The organism is Xanthomonas citri pv. citri (assembly GCF_000961215.1).
In the GTDB taxonomy this organism is placed as follows: Bacteria; Pseudomonadota; Gammaproteobacteria; order Xanthomonadales; family Xanthomonadaceae; genus Xanthomonas; species Xanthomonas cissicola.
On sequence record NZ_CP008998.1, the window covers coordinates 1,041,028 to 1,054,907 of the forward strand.

Sequence of the window (13,880 nt, forward strand, 5' to 3'; positions counted from 1 at the left end):
CCCAACGTAAGGCCCACCCCCATGACCATGTCTTCCGTGTTCTTTGAACATCGCATCAAGGTGCGGCACCTGCGTGTCATCGAAGCGCTGGACCGACAGAAAAGCCTGTTGCGCGCCTCACGCGTCCTGAATGTCACCCAGCCCGCGCTCACGCGCGCCTTGCAGGAGATCGAAGAGATCGTCGGTGCGCCGCTGTTCGAGCGGCATTCGCGCGGCGTGCGCCCCAACGCGATGGGCGAGGTGCTGGTGCAGACTGCGCATGTGGTGCTGGGGCAGCTGCGACGTGCGCAGGACACCTTCGAAGGTCTTCTGCAGGACGATGCGCTCACGATCACCGTGGGCGCCTTGCCGGTGGCGGCCAGCGGTTTGCTGCCGGCGGTGCTGGCCGCGTTGTATCGCACCGAACCCACGCTGCGGGTGCGCCTGCTGCACGGCCGCACCGATGAGCTGTTGCCCAAGCTGGCCGGTAACGAGATCGATCTGGTGGTCGGGCGGTTGTATCCGCTGGCCCGCTACGACGCATTGATTCGCAAGGTGTTGTACCAGGACCCGATTGCGCTGGTGGCGCGCAGCGACCACCCGCTGTTCGCGAATGGGCCGGTGCGCATTGCCGAGGCGGTGGCCTACCGGCAGGTGCTGCCGACCTTGAGCCAGCATGTCGAACGCGACGTGGCGCAGGTCATGCGCGAACACGGACTTGCAACGCGCGACCAGTTGCGTTCCAGCTCGGCCAGCTTCACGCGCGAAATCCTGCTCGGTACCGACAGCATTGCGGTGATGCCGAGCATGATGGTAGCCGGCGACATCGCACGCGGCGAGTTGCGTGCCTTCCAGTTGCAGCAACCCTCGCAGGCGCGCGCAGGCGGAGTGATCTATCGCGATGGGAGCGCAATGCACAAGCCCGGCGTGCGCTTGCTGATGCGCGAGCTGGAGCACCAGCTCGCCCTCATGGCCGAACAAGGCGCGGTGTGGGTGGACGACCGCGTTGGCGAAGACGATGTGTTGCTGGATGCGTCTGCGTGATCGCGTAAGGCCGGCGCAACGCACGGCGCTTCGCGATTCCTGCCGAGCTGCCTCAACGCTCAACGGATGTCGAGCGCGGCTGCAGACAGTGGATCGTGCGCCGCGCCAGAGCAACGGGCAGCCCAGGCTGCCCGTTGTGCCCTTGGCGGTGCGCATTCGCGCCGGATGCGATGGCACATCAGGTGTCACTGGCCAAGGTGTCCCTCAAGCGCGCTTTCTGCAATTTGCCGGTTGCCGTGCGCGGCAGTGCGTCCACCAACCGCAGATGCTTGGGCACCTTGTACTTGGCCAGCCGGGTGGTCAGATAATTGCGGATCTCCTCCAGGTCCGGTGCCGCAGCGGCCGGCACGATCGCCAGGTAGCCCACCTCGCCCCATTGCGGGTCGGCCAGGCCGACCACTGCGCATTCGCGGATGTCCGGATGGTCTGCGAGCAAGGCTTCGATCTCTGCCGGATACACGTTCTCGCCGCCGGAAATGAACATGTCCTTCTTGCGGTCGACGACCCAGAAGAAGCCGTCGGCATCGCGCTGCACGATATCGCCGGTACGGAACCAGCCCTGCCCATCGAGCACCTCGGCGCTTGCCTGCGGGTCGCGCCAGTAACCGGGGCTGAGGTTGGGGCCGCGCAAGAGCAGTTCACCGGGAACGCCCGCCGGGCAGTCGTTGCCCTTGTCATCGACCACGCGCGTCTGCACCGATGGCGTTGCGATGCCGGCCGCGCCCAGCTTGTTGCGGATCACATCGCAGTTCACCGACATGCCGAACACCGTGCCCGCCTCGCTCATGCCGAAGCCGCAGACCATCGGGATGCCATCGTCCAGCCAGCCAAGCAGATCGTCGCTGGCGTGCGGCGCACCGCCGCTGACCAATGCGGTGAGATGGCGCAGCGCTGCCGCATCGAAGCCGGGCTGATTGCGAAATGCCTGCATCATCTGCGGCACGCCGACGTAATGCGTGATTCCCAGCGATGGATCGGCAAGCCAGCCCAACGAGCGTTTGGGCTCGAAGCCATTGGACACCTGGATCGAGCCGCCCACCGCCAGAGCCGAGCGCACTTTGGTGACCAGCCCGATGATGTGAAACATCGGCGCTTCGCACAGAAAGCTGCTGCGTGCGTCCACGCGCGTGGTGACGCCGAAGTTATGCGCGGCGTGCTGCAGATTTTGCTCGCTCAGCATCACGCCCTTGGGCTGACCTGAGGTGCCGGAGGTGAACAGGATCAGGCTCACACGATCCGGCGGAATCGATGGCGTGTCGGCGGGCTCCAGTGCATCGGCACTGGCGATAAAGTCCGCCAGGGCGTCCATGTCCGTGCGAGCGGCCGCGACATCGTCGCCCAGCAACACACGCGGCTCGGCGCGTTGCAGCAGCGCATCGAGCTCGCTGGCGCTCAAGCGCCAGTTGAGCGGGACATAGATCGCGCCGACCCGCCCGCAGGCAAAGTGCAGGGCCACCTGCCACACCGAATTGCGCGCCAGCACCGCGAGCCGCTCTCCATCGACGCAGCCACGCCGGCGCAACAAGGCCGCCAGGCGGCCCACCAACGCGTCCAGTTCGGCGTAGGTCCATTCGAGGCTCAGCACTAGGTCGCGTGCGGCAAACTGTTGCGGCGAGAGACGGGCGTGGAGAGCGATCGAGTCGGTCGGCATGGCCATGGCACGGTCTTCTGGGAGAGTGGGAAGTGACTGGGTGTGAGTGCGGCGGCTGGGTGCGAAAGGTTTAGACCGCGCGGAGAAAGTGGTGCGCGAATGCAGGGTGCAGCCACACGTACGCCGGCGAACAGCAGGCAAGCAGTGCGCACTCGGGTGGCGATGTGCATGCCAGCACGCAGGCATGGGCGCGTTCTATCGGCTGTGCGCTAGCTCAGGTAGAGGGTTCTGGTTTCGAGGAAGGCATGCAGGCCTTCGATACCGCCTTCGCGGCCGATGCCCGAGTGCTTGAAGCCACCGAATGGCATGCTGATATCTACCCACATGCCGTTGATCGCATGACTGCCGCTGCGCACGCGGCGCGCGATGCGATAGGCGCGTTCGGCGTCTTCGCTGTAGATGGTGCCGTGCAAACCGTAGTCGCTGGCATTGGCCTTGGCGATGAGGTCGGCTTCGTCGTGGTAGTCGATGAAGCTCACCACCGGTCCGAAGATTTCCTCGCGCGCAATGGCCATGTCGGGCATCACCTCGGCAAACACCGTCGGTTCGACAAAGAAGCCGCGCGACAGGTGTGCCGGACGGCTACCACCCATGACCAGGCGTGCGCCCTCGGCCTTGCCTTTGGCGATGTAGGACTGCACACGTTCGAGCTGGCGGCCCAAGGCCAACGGGCCCATGCCGGTGTCTGCCGCAAACGGGTCGCCCAGTTTCACTGCGCTCAGTGCCGTGCAATACGCCTGCAGGATTTCTTCGCGGCGCTGCGTCGGCACCAGGACGCGCGTCAATGAGAAGCACACCTGTCCGGCGATCGGCATGGAGTAAGGCACCAAGGTGGGCAGCATCTTCGCGAGGTCGGCATCTTCAAGCACGATTGCGGCCGATTTGCCGCCCAGCTCCAGGCCAACCCGTGCCAGGCGCTCGGCGCAGGCGATGCCGATCGAGCGACCGGCCTGGGTGGAGCCGGTGAAGCTGATCTTGTCGACGTGCGGGTGGCGGATCAATTGCTCGCCCACCTCGCGGCCGGCGGGGAGCAGGTTGAACACGCCATCGGGCACGCCGGCGGCGCTGATGCACTCGGCCAGGATATAGGCATCGATCGGTGTCTCCGGCGAGGGCTTGGCCACCACCGTGCAACCGGCAGCCAGTGCGGCGGCGACCTTGTAGCACAGCAATACCAGCGGCGCGTTCCAGGGCGTGATTGCGGCGACCACGCCAACCGGCTCCTGCACCACATGCACGCGGCCACCGCTGGGGCGCACACGCGGTTGGACGAATGCATGGGTGGCAATCAGATCGGCGTAGTAATCGAATAGATCCGGCGCCTGCTGCGACGCGCGCTTGCTGAAGCCGAGGGTGGCGCCCACCTGGCCCGTCCATGCTTCGGCCAACTCCGGCATGCGTGCGCGCAAGTGGTCGGCCACCCGCTTGAGCACTACGCTACGCTCTTGCGGGGAGAGCTGCGGCCAGGGGCCGTTGTCGAATGCGCTGCGTGCAGCGGCGATGGCCGCTTCGGTATCTGAGGGCGAGGGTTCGGTGTAGCGCAGCAGCCGTTCTTCGGTGTGCGGCGCGATCACATCGACGGTGCGATCGCCGGTGCTTGCGCGCCATTGCCCATCGATAAACAGGCCCAGTGGACCCCTTGCGGCGATCCCGCGCAGCGTTTCGGACAAGGCTTCCATACTCCCTCCTCGGTGCAGAAAACCACTGGCAGCGCCAGCGATGCACGCACACCGCGCACCGCTTCGGACGCCGTAGGACGCGCTTACGCGCTGTGTTTGCTGAGGTCGTACTCGCCCAGGCCGGGCTTGTAGCTCTTCTCGTCGATGAACTGACGAATGCCTTCCTTGCGGGCGTTGTTGTCGAACGAGTTGGCCGCTTCCTGCATGCGTACCAGGTAATCTTCGGCTTCGTCGTAAGTCATGGTGCCGACGCGGCGCACCGCATCCTTGGCGTACTTGAGCGCGACCGGGTTCTTGCGCAGCAGCAGTTCGGCCACCTCGCGGGTGCGGGCTTCCAGGCGTTCCAGGGGCACGCTTTCGTTGACCAGGCGCCACTCGGCCGCCTTCTTGCCATCCACCATTTCGCCGGTCAGCGTCATCCACATCGCATCGCGCATCGACAGCAGTTCCACCGCGACCTTGGTGACGCCACCACCGGGCAGGATGCCCCAGTTGATTTCCGACAGGCCGAACTGCGCCTCATCGGCGGCAATCGCCAGGTCGCAGGCGAACAGCGGGCCGAAGCCGCCACCGAAGCACCACCCGTTGACCATGGCGATGGTCGGCTTCTGATACCAGCGCAGGCGACGGAACCAGCCATACGATTCACGCTGCGAGCGCCGCACGCCGCGCAGGCCCTGCGCTTCGGTTTCGCGGAAATATTCCTTCAGGTCCATGCCCGCCGACCAGGCGGTGCCTTCGCCGCCGAGCACCAGCACGCCGACGTTGTCGTCGAATTCCAGCTCGTCCAGCACGTCCATCATGCGGCGGTTGAGCGCCGGGCTCATCGCATTGCGCTTGTCTGGGCGAGCGAACTTCACCCAGGCGATGCGGTTTTCGATGCGAACCGATACCACGTCATGCTCGTTCAAGCGGCGTCTCCTTCGAGTCGTGAGAGTGCTGATGTGTCGATGGGCTCAGAAAGCTTCGGCCAACGCGCTATCTGGCGCGGCGGCGCGCTCCAGTGCAGCGCTGGCGTTCAACTTGCAGAGCAGGCGCAGCAGGGTCTGTTGTTCGCTGGCCTGCAGGCCGGTGCAGGTGCGTTCGCCTGCGCGCGCCAGGCAGCCCTGTGCAACCAGCAGCGTGCGCTCGCCCGAGTCGGTCAGGTACAGGCCCTTGCTGCGACGGTCGCGGCCGGCCAGGCGTTCGATCAGGCCTTGCTCGGCCAGCGCATTGGCGATCTTCATGCCGGCGGCGCGGTTGACCAGCAGACGGTTGCCTAGCTCGGTCTGGTCGCAGCCGGGTTGGTCGCGGATGTGGATCAACGCGGTCACACGCGCCGGGGTGAGCTGTAGCTCGGCCAATTCCTGGCGCGCGGCGTGGCTGGAGGCCAGGGCGGCCAGTTGCAGCTGGTAGCCAAGGTCGGCGGCAAGTGAAAGGCGAGCAGTCATCGGTCCGTCCAGATTGTATCCGTTAAATACAATCTAGCCGACCCAAGCGGGCCCTGCAAGAGGGGGCGATGGCGTGACGCGAAGCGCAGTGCGCGGTTGCGTAGTGCAGCCGCGCCTGCCATACGACGATCAGCGAATCAGCCAGCCGGCGAGCTGTTCGCGGGTCAGGTAACCGCTGTGACGGGTGTCGAGCGCGTCGAATTCATCGGCCAGGGCAGGGTTGGCCTGCGCCTCTGCACGGCTGATGCGCCCATCGCCATCGGTATCCATGGCCTCAAAATCGATGCGATAGCTGCCGACCACGCTGCTGGGCTGGATCGAACGCACGATCACGCTGGATTGGCCGCGCGGGCGCTCCAGTTCGGTTTGATGGGTGACCTCGCCACTGGAGAGCGGCTGGGTGCGGATGGCACTGGGCACGTCGATCAGCGGCATGCTGCTGGCAGGCGTGGGCGCCTGTTGCGCCTGTGCGGCAGTGCAGAGCAATAGCGACAGCGTGGAGACGAGTGTGGCAATACGGCGAGTGGTCATCAGATCCCCCTGATGCGGAACAGTCCACAAGCATAGAGCCTGGCGGCCTCGCGCTGTGCGTGACGGTGACGGTGGCGCGGCGCTTGGCGACGGGATGCGTTTTCGAATGTCACAGCGGGCGAACATGCCTTGTCGCGATGCTGCGTCGTGGCCCTGAGCGAGCACTGCGCAGCGCATCGCGCAGTGCGCTGGTGAGCGCCACTCAGCCGGGGATGAAGGGGAACACGATCTTCAGCAGCCCCTTCAGGCCGCCCTCCGCCGTGCTCGTCACCGCCTTGGCACCCAGGCTGTTGAGTGCGCGACGCACGTCGTCCCAGCGCAGCTGCGCGATGTCCTTCTTGAGCAGATCCGACACCTCTTCTGCGGTGGGCGTGAGCTTCTGCAATGCGCGCACGGTGGCTTGCGGATCCGGTTGCAGGTAGCCCCAGCGCTCGGCGATTTTCAGCAGCGTGTCGAAGCGCACCGCGACCACTTCGCGATTGCGTTCGTACACCGGCAGCGCACCGACATCGAGAATGGCTTGTTCGAACTGTTGCGCGTCGTCGGGATGTTCGATGCGCACCGCCAAAAAGCCTTCCTTGCGGCTGCGTTCGCTGACGTGTTTTGCGCCGGAGCGCAGATTGTCTTCGGTGAGCACGTTGGCAACGATCCGCTGCATCGCGGCGTCGCCCTCTTCGGGCACCAGCGAGCGCCAACGCGCATAGCCATCGCGCCGCAATGCCTTGACCTTGGCCGAAGTCACCCGCAACTGCAAAGCGACCGCTGCGTTGGAGCTGTTGCGCGAGATGGCGCCATCGCGTTCGAGCAGCACGAAGATCAGCAATTCCAGGTCACGCTTGGTCAGCGACTGAAACCCCTGCAACAGGGTCAGGCGCAGAAATTCGCTGCCGAAGGCGGCCGCGTCCTTCAATTCGATCGGTTGCATGGGGAGTCCTCCACAGGTGACCTGCAGGATGCCATCACGCTGTTGCGCGGCCTGAGAACCAATGCGACGCACACGCCAGTTTCAGTGTCCGGTTTCGCGCCCGCGACGATCGGACCTGAACGTTTCAACTGCGCCACGGTCCTGCAAGGTGACGAACACCTGCTTTCCGTCTGTGCCGCCGAAGGCCACGTTGCTGGCCTTGCGCCCCTTCAATGCAACCGTGCGCAGCAGCTTGCCCTGCGGCGACACCACTGCAATTTTCCCGGCATCGTAGCGGGCGATGTACAGATTGCCGTCGGCATCGCAGCGCATGCCGTCCATGCCGAAATCGGGAAAGCTGATCAGCAGCCGTTTGTTGCGCAGGCCGCCGTCGCTGCCGCGGTCGTAGACCCACACCTTGCGCGACATACTTTCGTTGACATACAGCTGTTTGCCGTCGGGGCTGACGTCCAGGCCGTTGGGTGTGGTCATCCCTGCTTCCAGCAGCCGCACCCCGCCGTTGCGACCGATGTGCCACAAGCGCCCGCTATTGTCCTTCCAGTTCGGATCGCTGGCGTAGAAGCTGCCATCGGGCGCCAGCGCCAGATCGTTGGGGCCATCTGCCTCGGGCAACGCCGCGAACGTACTCACCGCGCGCGTCTGCATGTTGACCTGCAGGATCTTGTGGCCGGTGTAATCGGCGACATACATGGTGCCGTCGCGAAAGCGGATGCCATTGCCGGTGCTTCCCTCGGGCAAGGTGACGAACACCTCGGCACGTGCGCTGCCGTCCGCCTGCAGCGCAATGCGCGCGATGGTGCCGTCCTTGCCCAGGTTCACCGCGTACAGCGCGCCATCCGGACCAGTCGCCGGGCCTTCGGCATTGTGCGTGAATGCGCCATCGCCGATCAGATCGCGCGCAACGAACGGTTTGTCGGCAGCGATGGCGAGCGAACTGGACAACAGCAGCGCCAGCGGCAAACGGCCAAGATGGGCAACGACGGTCATGCGCAATGCTCCTGAGTGATCGCCAGCAGTGTGCCAGAACGTGCAGCGCCACCATGGCGGTGATCACACCCGATCAAGTAAGGTGCGCGAGCAGTATGCCCACACTCGCGAAGGAGGTTTGCATGTCCGTGGAATCGATCACACGTCGCCGCTTGCTTGCCGCCTTTGGCGGTGCAGGCATCCTGCTCGCTGCACCGACGTGGGCAGTGCCAAAGAAAAAGCCCGGAAAACCGCTCAATGTCGCGTTGGTCGGGTTGGGTAGTTATGCCAGCGAACAGCTCGCGCCCGGTCTGGCGCTGACCAAGCATTGCAAGCTCGCCGGTATCGTCACCGGCACGCCGTCGAAGATTCCGCAGTGGCAGTCCAAGTACGGCATCGCCGACCGCAATGTCTACAGCTACGAGAACTTCGATCGCATCGCCGACAACGACGACATCGATGTGGTGTACATCGTCACGCCCACGCATCTGCATGCGCCACTGACCCTGCGTGCGGCTGCCGCAGGCAAGCACGTGTGGTGCGAAAAGCCGATGGCGATGCATGCCGGTGAATGCGAGGCGATGATTGCTGCCTGCAAACGCAACAAGGTGGCGCTGACGATCGGCTACCGCATGCAGCATGAGCCAAACACGCGGCGCGTGATTGCGATGGCCAGCGAAAAACCGTTCGGTGCGATGCAACGCGTGCGTGCCGAGGCCGGGTACAACGGTTATCAAGGCACTGCCAAGGCCGACCGCCCATGGCGGTTGCGTTCGCAGTTCGGTGGTGGCGCGATGTACGACATGGGCGTGTATCCGCTCAATGCCGCGCGCTACACCGTGGGTGCCGAGCCGCTGGCGGTGACCGCCAAACGCTGGACCGACCGACCCGATCTGTTCGATGAAGTCGACGAACACATGGACTTCACCCTGGAGTTTCCCAATGCGGTCCGGGCCGAGTGCAAGACCAGCTTCGGCAAGAACATGAATGTGCTGCGTGCCGAATGCGAGCGCGGTTGGTACGAATTGTCGCCGTTCCAGAGCTATCAGGGCGTGACCGGCAAGGCCAGCGATGGACGCGTGTTCGACGCCAAGGTGCCGCATCAGCAGGCGCTGCAGATGGACGAAGACGCGCTGGCGATCATGAACGGCACACCATTACGTGCGCCGGGCGAAGAAGGCCTGCGCGACATCCGCATCGTCGATGCGATCTATCGCTCGGCGCGCGAGGGCAGCAAGCGCATCGTGCTGTAAGGGTGGCCGGCTCCGCCGATGGGCGGAGTGCGGGCGCTGCATGCGCTGAGCAGTGGGCTGGCTCAGCGTAGGCTGCACGATGCAGTGCGGACGCGTTGTATTGCTTGGTGAGCGCTGCTGCGCGCTCGTGGCTGACCACGAGCGCCGGCTATGCGAGTGAAATGCTTCAGTCAGGCTTAGAGCGGCTAACAAAACGACCGCGCAGCCGCCAGGCGGGCGCGGCCTGTGCTCGGAATCGGCATGTACCACCCGTACACTCTGGTTCCGAGCGCGCCGTCCGCGCCCACCTGACAGCTGCTCGCTACGTTTTGTTAGCCGCTCTTATTCGAGAACAGGTGCCCAGCGCACGGCGGACTGCATCGCCGATCGATCGCATGATCGAAGCACTCTTGATGACTCTCCGTCCCAGCCCCACCCTTTTCCGAATTCCGATTCAGCTCAATCCCGCATCGCCAGCACCGTGATCTCCTCGCGATCGTGATACAGCTGCTTGGCGCGCACGCTCAATGATCTCTCGGCCTGTTGCTCGAACAGGTCCAGGCACAGACGGGTCTCGTCCCAGCGCTTTTTCATCGGTAGCTTGAGGTTGAAGATGGTGTTGCGGCACCAACCTTCGCGCACCCAGGTCGCCATGCGTTCGGCCACGCGGCGCGGTTGCTCGACCATGTCGCAGACCATCCAGTCCAGCGGTTGCGCGGGCTTCCAGTGAAAGCCGTCGGCACGCAGGTGTTCCACCAGCCCGGTCTCCAGCACATGCTCGCGCAGCGGGCCGTTGTCCACGCTGGTGACGTGCACGTGCTGCCGCGTCAGTACCCAGGTCCAGCCGCCGGGCGCAGCGCCCAGATCGGCCGCACGCATGCCCGGCTTGACCAGTGCATCGCGTTCTTCGGGCGTGAGCAGCGTCAGCAAGGCTTCGTCGAGCTTGAGGGCAGAGCGCGAGGGCGCTTCCGGCAGCAATTTCAGGCGTGGAATGCCCAGTGGCCACGGGGCGCTGTCGGCGCTGTCGGCCACCGCAAGCAAGGCGTGGTCGCCGTCGAGAAAACAGACGTGCAACCGAGGTTGGCGCGGCTGCGGCTTGTCGGTGAGCAGGCCGGCCTTGCGCAGAGCCGGGCGCAGCGCATTGCCGAAGCTGCGCGCCAGGCCCGCCAGCGGCTTGCCCGCGTCCGAATCCGGGTGTTCCACCCACAGATCGCCAAAGCGCTGCTGCCCGTCCAACGCGGCCAGGATCGGCGTGATGCGGTCCTTGGGGTCGATACCTTTCAGCTCGGCAATCACCACCAGCTTCTGCCGGGCGAAGATCAACTCGCGCCACTGCAGTTTTGCTGCAAGTTGCGCGGCTTCGTCGCAGACGAACAATACATAGCCGTCGTTGCGTTGGGTGCGCGCATAGCCGGCAATGCCGACGAATGCGGCGCGCACACTCAATTCTGCGGCCAGCTCAGGTTCGAAACCCGGCCGGCAGTAACACAGCAGGCCGCTCATCGCTGCACCTGCAGGGCGCCCGCTGCGCCCGCGACATCAGTAATGGTCACCGCCGCCCTCGCCGTAGTTGCGCAGCACTGCACACGCCTGGTCGCGCAGTACGTCGCGCACCACCTCGATGCCGCGGCGGCTCAGTTCACCCACCCAGTCGGCCGGCAATGGGCCTTCGTCGAATTGCGTCAGCGCCATCACGTCGTCGGCGCGCGCGCCGATCAGCAGGCGGTCGATGCCGGCCCAAACGGTGGCGCCGTAGCACTGGCAGCACGGCTGCGCGGAGGTAGCCAGCGTCACCGGCGACAGCACATCGTTCAAACGCGGTGTCTGCAGGCGCTGTTGCGCGAGCATGTAAGCCATGTTTTCGGCATGCGCCAGCGAGGTGGTCTGCGGCACCACACGGTTCACTGCGGCGGCAATGATGCGGTGGTCCGGGCCGAACACCACCGCGCCGAACGGGCCGCCGCTGCTTTCGCGCACATTCATCCGTGACAGCTCGATCGCCAGGGCCACCTTGTCCTCATCGCCGGGATAGGCGCGGCTGTCGTCGACATGCGCATGGATCCAGTCGGGCAGGGTGAGGTGGACGTGCGCGTGAAGCATCAGTGGACCGTTTCTGTAGGGGGAGTGGCGGGGCGCAGTGTATCGGCCTGCGCGTCCTTTGCGGCACATTGGCCGGCGACGCACTGGCAGGCGCTGATCTCGCGGAAGCCGCACACGCTCATCATGCCGCCAGCCTGGCATTGCGCCAGTACGCCTTTGGGGTCGGTGGCGCTGTTGACGTTGACGCAGGCTGGAAACGCACCGCAACAGTTGCCGACGTTCTTCACCGTGCAATCGGCATCGGTGCGGCAGGTGGTGGTGGTGACGATGACCGCTTTGCCGGCTGCCGGGCCGCTTGTCGAGCCGGTTGCCGGAGGCGGCGCGGCGGTATCGGCCGGTGGTGCGGCCACGCAGCCAGTCGACCCAAGACAGGCCAGCAGCACTAGCATGTTCAGGCACCGGGACAAAAGACGCGACATGCGGCCGCTCCGATCAGGATAGGTGAGCGGCCATGGTAAGCCCCGGATGCGCGGATGTGGCGCGCGCTGGATCAGTTACGACCATCACGCGATCCAGGTCTTGCGCGCGTTGCGGCTGATGACGCTAGCGACGGCGTGGCGTGTGGCCGAAACACCTGCAGCCTTGGAGCAGCTAACAAGACTACTGTGCAGCCGCCAGGCGGGCGCGTCCGCTGCTCGGGTCGGCATGCGCCACCCGTACACTCCGGTTGCTCCGCGCCGTCCACGCCCAGCTGACGGCTGCTCGCGAGGTTTTGGTAGCCGCTCTTGGTGTAGTCAACGCCGTCTGCGCAGTGCCCGGTGGCAGCGCGTGGCAACATCCAGTTGCTGCATGCTTTCGTCGCGGCGATCGCTGGGCAGATCGTCATCTGGCCGACCCGGAAGAAGCGTACAGAACACCTCGGCCGGGGTCGCCGCGTTCGAGACGGGCAGCTGCGGCGAGCAGGCCGTCAGGCCGATCGACAGCGAAAACACCGCGCTGCGCCATGTGTTTGCAGGTGGGCGTAAGCATGGCGGTGGGAGGCACATGGCGGCATCGCTGGCTGACACAGCCTGCAATCTAGGCCGATGCGCGCATCAGGTGCCGAGGTCATTTCGCTTCCGCATGCAGTGCTGCGCACCACAGCACGCCGACCAGCAGGCAGGCGATGGCGGCCAGCTCCAGTGGCGTAGGCAGGCGCATTTCCCAGGCGAAGCCGTACAGCAGCGCAAACACCGTCTCGAACACGATCATCTGCCCGACCAGGGTCAGCGGCAGCACGCGGCTGGCACGATTCCACAGCGCGTTGCCGATGATCGAGGCCAGGATGCCCAGCAACAGCGACACGCCCCAGAAACTGGCCCACTCGAGCGGTGCATGCGCTGCACTGCCGATGAGGGCCGCCGGCGCCAGCAACAACGCCAGTGCGCCGGTCACCACGCCGGTCAGCAGCGACCAGTCGCCCCCGGACAGATCCGGGCGCCGCCGCAACCAGCGTGCGTTGGCGATCGAATAGGCCGACCACGACACCAGCGCACCCGCCGCGCACAGCAGGCCGGCGATCCGCGTCAGGCGATCGTTCGCCTGCTGGCCGGAGTCGTCCTGCACTGTGTCCAGTGCCACCAATGTCACGCCGATCACGCACAGCACGCAGGGCGCGGCCAGACGTCGCAATTGCACCGCACCGGCGGCACGCGTCCCTATCACGGTGACCACCACCGGCAACAGCCCGATGATCAACGCAGTTGCCGCGCTGCCCGCCCACTGCACGGCGCTGCCAAGCAGCACGTAATAAACCAGATTCCCCATCAGGCTCAAACGCACCAGTGCCCACCATTCGGCAGCGCCCAGCCGGGCAGCGGTCTGCCGCGCGCGTGGCGCCAGCAGCAAGGCCGCCACCACGCCATACGAGAGATACCGCGCCACCGCCAATTGCAGCGGCGTAAAAGCGCCCAGCAATTGCGGTGCCAGAAACACCAGCCCCCACAGCGCACCCGCACCGATTCCGCAGGCGACACCCACCATCAAGCGTTCACGCATCGTGCTGTTCCTCAGGGCGTGCATTGCAGCGTGCCGTGCGGCAGGGAGTTGAGCAAGACGAGCGCTGCAGATGTATGCAACACCGGCACGCCGCAGCGGTGCGCTGTTCCAGCCGCTGTGATGTCGTCGGCCACGCGCACAGCGCCGCGTGGAAACGATGGCACGGTGCAATGCAGTGGGATGTCTTCGCAGTGCGTGCACGACCGCCAAAACCGTGATGGTCTGGAGCGATCCACGGCGTGGCTGGCAGTGTGCGACGCATCGGCGCTGCGGCGGAGTAGGGGCGTGATGACGCAGATGCCGCCTCTGCAGCCGCGCACCCGCCGCCCGATCTCGGTAGCAGCGACGCCCGCCTTGCAAGGGCGC

14 protein-coding genes, 2 other RNA genes and 1 pseudogene are annotated in these 13,880 nt (G+C 65.4%); 4 read left to right on the forward strand and 13 right to left on the reverse strand.

The genetic code is table 11. From position 1 onward, the window contains the following. Positions 1-21: 21 nt before the first annotated feature. Positions 22-1,023, forward strand: a complete 1,002-nt coding sequence (locus AMD14_RS04985) for a LysR substrate-binding domain-containing protein (RefSeq protein WP_005925852.1) — start codon at positions 22-24, stop codon at positions 1,021-1,023. A gap of 178 nt (positions 1,024-1,201) precedes the next feature. Here the strand turns inward: AMD14_RS04985 and AMD14_RS04990 are convergent, their stop codons facing one another. The 7 genes from AMD14_RS04990 to AMD14_RS05020 form a co-directional block, all read right to left on the reverse strand. Then, positions 1,202-2,680, reverse strand: coding sequence for an AMP-binding protein (locus AMD14_RS04990; protein WP_011050592.1), 1,479 nt, complete (start codon positions 2,678-2,680; stop codon positions 1,202-1,204). Positions 2,681-2,883: 203 nt separating this feature from the next. After that, positions 2,884-4,353 (reverse strand): aldehyde dehydrogenase, encoded by a 1,470-nt coding sequence (locus AMD14_RS04995; RefSeq protein ID WP_011050593.1) that lies wholly within the window; start codon positions 4,351-4,353, stop codon positions 2,884-2,886. Between the two features lie 83 nt (positions 4,354-4,436). Continuing rightward, a complete protein-coding gene (locus AMD14_RS05000; RefSeq protein WP_005925862.1) occupies positions 4,437-5,264 on the reverse strand; it encodes a p-hydroxycinnamoyl CoA hydratase/lyase in 828 nt (275 codons plus the stop codon). A 45-nt stretch (positions 5,265-5,309) separates the two neighbouring features. After that, positions 5,310-5,783, reverse strand: a complete 474-nt coding sequence (locus AMD14_RS05005; RefSeq protein WP_003487488.1) for a MarR family winged helix-turn-helix transcriptional regulator — start codon at positions 5,781-5,783, stop codon at positions 5,310-5,312. A gap of 129 nt (positions 5,784-5,912) precedes the next feature. Then, positions 5,913-6,314: an EF-hand domain-containing protein gene (locus AMD14_RS05010; protein WP_015472545.1), complete on the reverse strand. Its 402-nt coding sequence runs from the start codon at positions 6,312-6,314 to the stop codon at positions 5,913-5,915. A gap of 202 nt (positions 6,315-6,516) precedes the next feature. Continuing rightward, on the reverse strand, positions 6,517-7,239 hold the full coding sequence (locus tag AMD14_RS05015) for a hypothetical protein (protein ID WP_003487491.1): 723 nt from the start codon (positions 7,237-7,239) through the stop codon (positions 6,517-6,519). Positions 7,240-7,320: 81 nt separating this feature from the next. Continuing rightward, positions 7,321-8,226 carry an SMP-30/gluconolactonase/LRE family protein gene (locus AMD14_RS05020; protein WP_040260305.1) on the reverse strand — a complete coding sequence of 302 codons (906 nt, stop codon included), beginning with the start codon at positions 8,224-8,226 and terminating at the stop codon, positions 7,321-7,323. Positions 8,227-8,348: 122 nt separating this feature from the next. Between AMD14_RS05020 and AMD14_RS05025 the strand changes: the two genes are divergently transcribed. Together AMD14_RS05025 and AMD14_RS22845 are read left to right on the forward strand one after the other, a co-directional pair. Further along, positions 8,349-9,458: a Gfo/Idh/MocA family protein gene (locus AMD14_RS05025; protein WP_005917260.1), complete on the forward strand. Its 1,110-nt coding sequence runs from the start codon at positions 8,349-8,351 to the stop codon at positions 9,456-9,458. A gap of 240 nt (positions 9,459-9,698) precedes the next feature. After that, a non-coding RNA gene (locus tag AMD14_RS22845) (sX9 sRNA) lies at positions 9,699-9,775 on the forward strand. A 121-nt stretch (positions 9,776-9,896) separates the two neighbouring features. Here the strand turns inward: AMD14_RS22845 and rlmM are convergent. From rlmM to AMD14_RS05040, 3 genes are read right to left on the reverse strand one after another with little or no spacing between them, the layout of a single operon-like run. Beyond that, positions 9,897-10,940, reverse strand: coding sequence for a 23S rRNA (cytidine(2498)-2'-O)-methyltransferase RlmM (rlmM, locus tag AMD14_RS05030; RefSeq protein WP_011050598.1), 1,044 nt, complete (start codon positions 10,938-10,940; stop codon positions 9,897-9,899). A 36-nt stretch (positions 10,941-10,976) separates the two neighbouring features. Further along, complete coding sequence (locus AMD14_RS05035; RefSeq protein WP_003487499.1) at positions 10,977-11,537, reverse strand: nucleoside deaminase; 561 nt, start codon at positions 11,535-11,537, stop codon at positions 10,977-10,979. Beyond that, positions 11,537-11,920, reverse strand: coding sequence for a hypothetical protein (locus AMD14_RS05040; RefSeq protein WP_005917257.1), 384 nt, complete (start codon positions 11,918-11,920; stop codon positions 11,537-11,539). The genes AMD14_RS05035 and AMD14_RS05040 overlap by 1 nt, the downstream gene beginning before the upstream one ends. Before the next feature lie 262 nt (positions 11,921-12,182). Here AMD14_RS05040 and AMD14_RS22850 point away from each other — a divergent pair. Beyond that, positions 12,183-12,258: non-coding RNA, sX9 sRNA (locus AMD14_RS22850), on the forward strand. A 13-nt stretch (positions 12,259-12,271) separates the two neighbouring features. Here AMD14_RS22850 and AMD14_RS24835 read toward each other — a convergent pair. The 3 genes and pseudogenes from AMD14_RS24835 to AMD14_RS25225 form a co-directional block, all read right to left on the reverse strand. After that, a complete protein-coding gene (locus tag AMD14_RS24835; RefSeq protein ID WP_003487503.1) occupies positions 12,272-12,469 on the reverse strand; it encodes a hypothetical protein in 198 nt (65 codons plus the stop codon). Positions 12,470-12,584: 115 nt separating this feature from the next. After that, positions 12,585-13,514, reverse strand: coding sequence for a DMT family transporter (locus AMD14_RS05055; protein ID WP_011050599.1), 930 nt, complete (start codon positions 13,512-13,514; stop codon positions 12,585-12,587). An 11-nt stretch (positions 13,515-13,525) separates the two neighbouring features. Beyond that, positions 13,526-13,733: pseudogene (locus tag AMD14_RS25225) on the reverse strand (hypothetical protein). Positions 13,734-13,880: the final 147 nt, after the last annotated feature.

What these genes read in the sequence shown, in the direction of transcription:
- rlmM (WP_011050598.1), bottom strand. Translation starts at nt 10,940, where the DNA reads ATGAGCGGCCTGCTGTGTTACTGCCGGCCGGGTTTCGAACCTGAGCTG.
- AMD14_RS04990 (WP_011050592.1), bottom strand. Translation starts at nt 2,680, where the DNA reads ATGGCCATGCCGACCGACTCGATCGCTCTCCACGCCCGTCTCTCGCCG.
- AMD14_RS05015 (WP_003487491.1), bottom strand. Translation starts at nt 7,239, where the DNA reads ATGCAACCGATCGAATTGAAGGACGCGGCCGCCTTCGGCAGCGAATTT.
- AMD14_RS05020 (WP_040260305.1), bottom strand. Translation starts at nt 8,226, where the DNA reads ATGACCGTCGTTGCCCATCTTGGCCGTTTGCCGCTGGCGCTGCTGTTG.
- AMD14_RS05010 (WP_015472545.1), bottom strand. Translation starts at nt 6,314, where the DNA reads ATGACCACTCGCCGTATTGCCACACTCGTCTCCACGCTGTCGCTATTG.
- AMD14_RS05035 (WP_003487499.1), bottom strand. Translation starts at nt 11,537, where the DNA reads ATGCTTCACGCGCACGTCCACCTCACCCTGCCCGACTGGATCCATGCG.
- AMD14_RS05005 (WP_003487488.1), bottom strand. Translation starts at nt 5,783, where the DNA reads ATGACTGCTCGCCTTTCACTTGCCGCCGACCTTGGCTACCAGCTGCAA.
- AMD14_RS05055 (WP_011050599.1), bottom strand. Translation starts at nt 13,514, where the DNA reads ATGCGTGAACGCTTGATGGTGGGTGTCGCCTGCGGAATCGGTGCGGGT.
- AMD14_RS04985 (WP_005925852.1), top strand. Translation starts at nt 22, where the DNA reads ATGACCATGTCTTCCGTGTTCTTTGAACATCGCATCAAGGTGCGGCAC.
- AMD14_RS05025 (WP_005917260.1), top strand. Translation starts at nt 8,349, where the DNA reads ATGTCCGTGGAATCGATCACACGTCGCCGCTTGCTTGCCGCCTTTGGC.
- AMD14_RS04995 (WP_011050593.1), bottom strand. Translation starts at nt 4,353, where the DNA reads ATGGAAGCCTTGTCCGAAACGCTGCGCGGGATCGCCGCAAGGGGTCCA.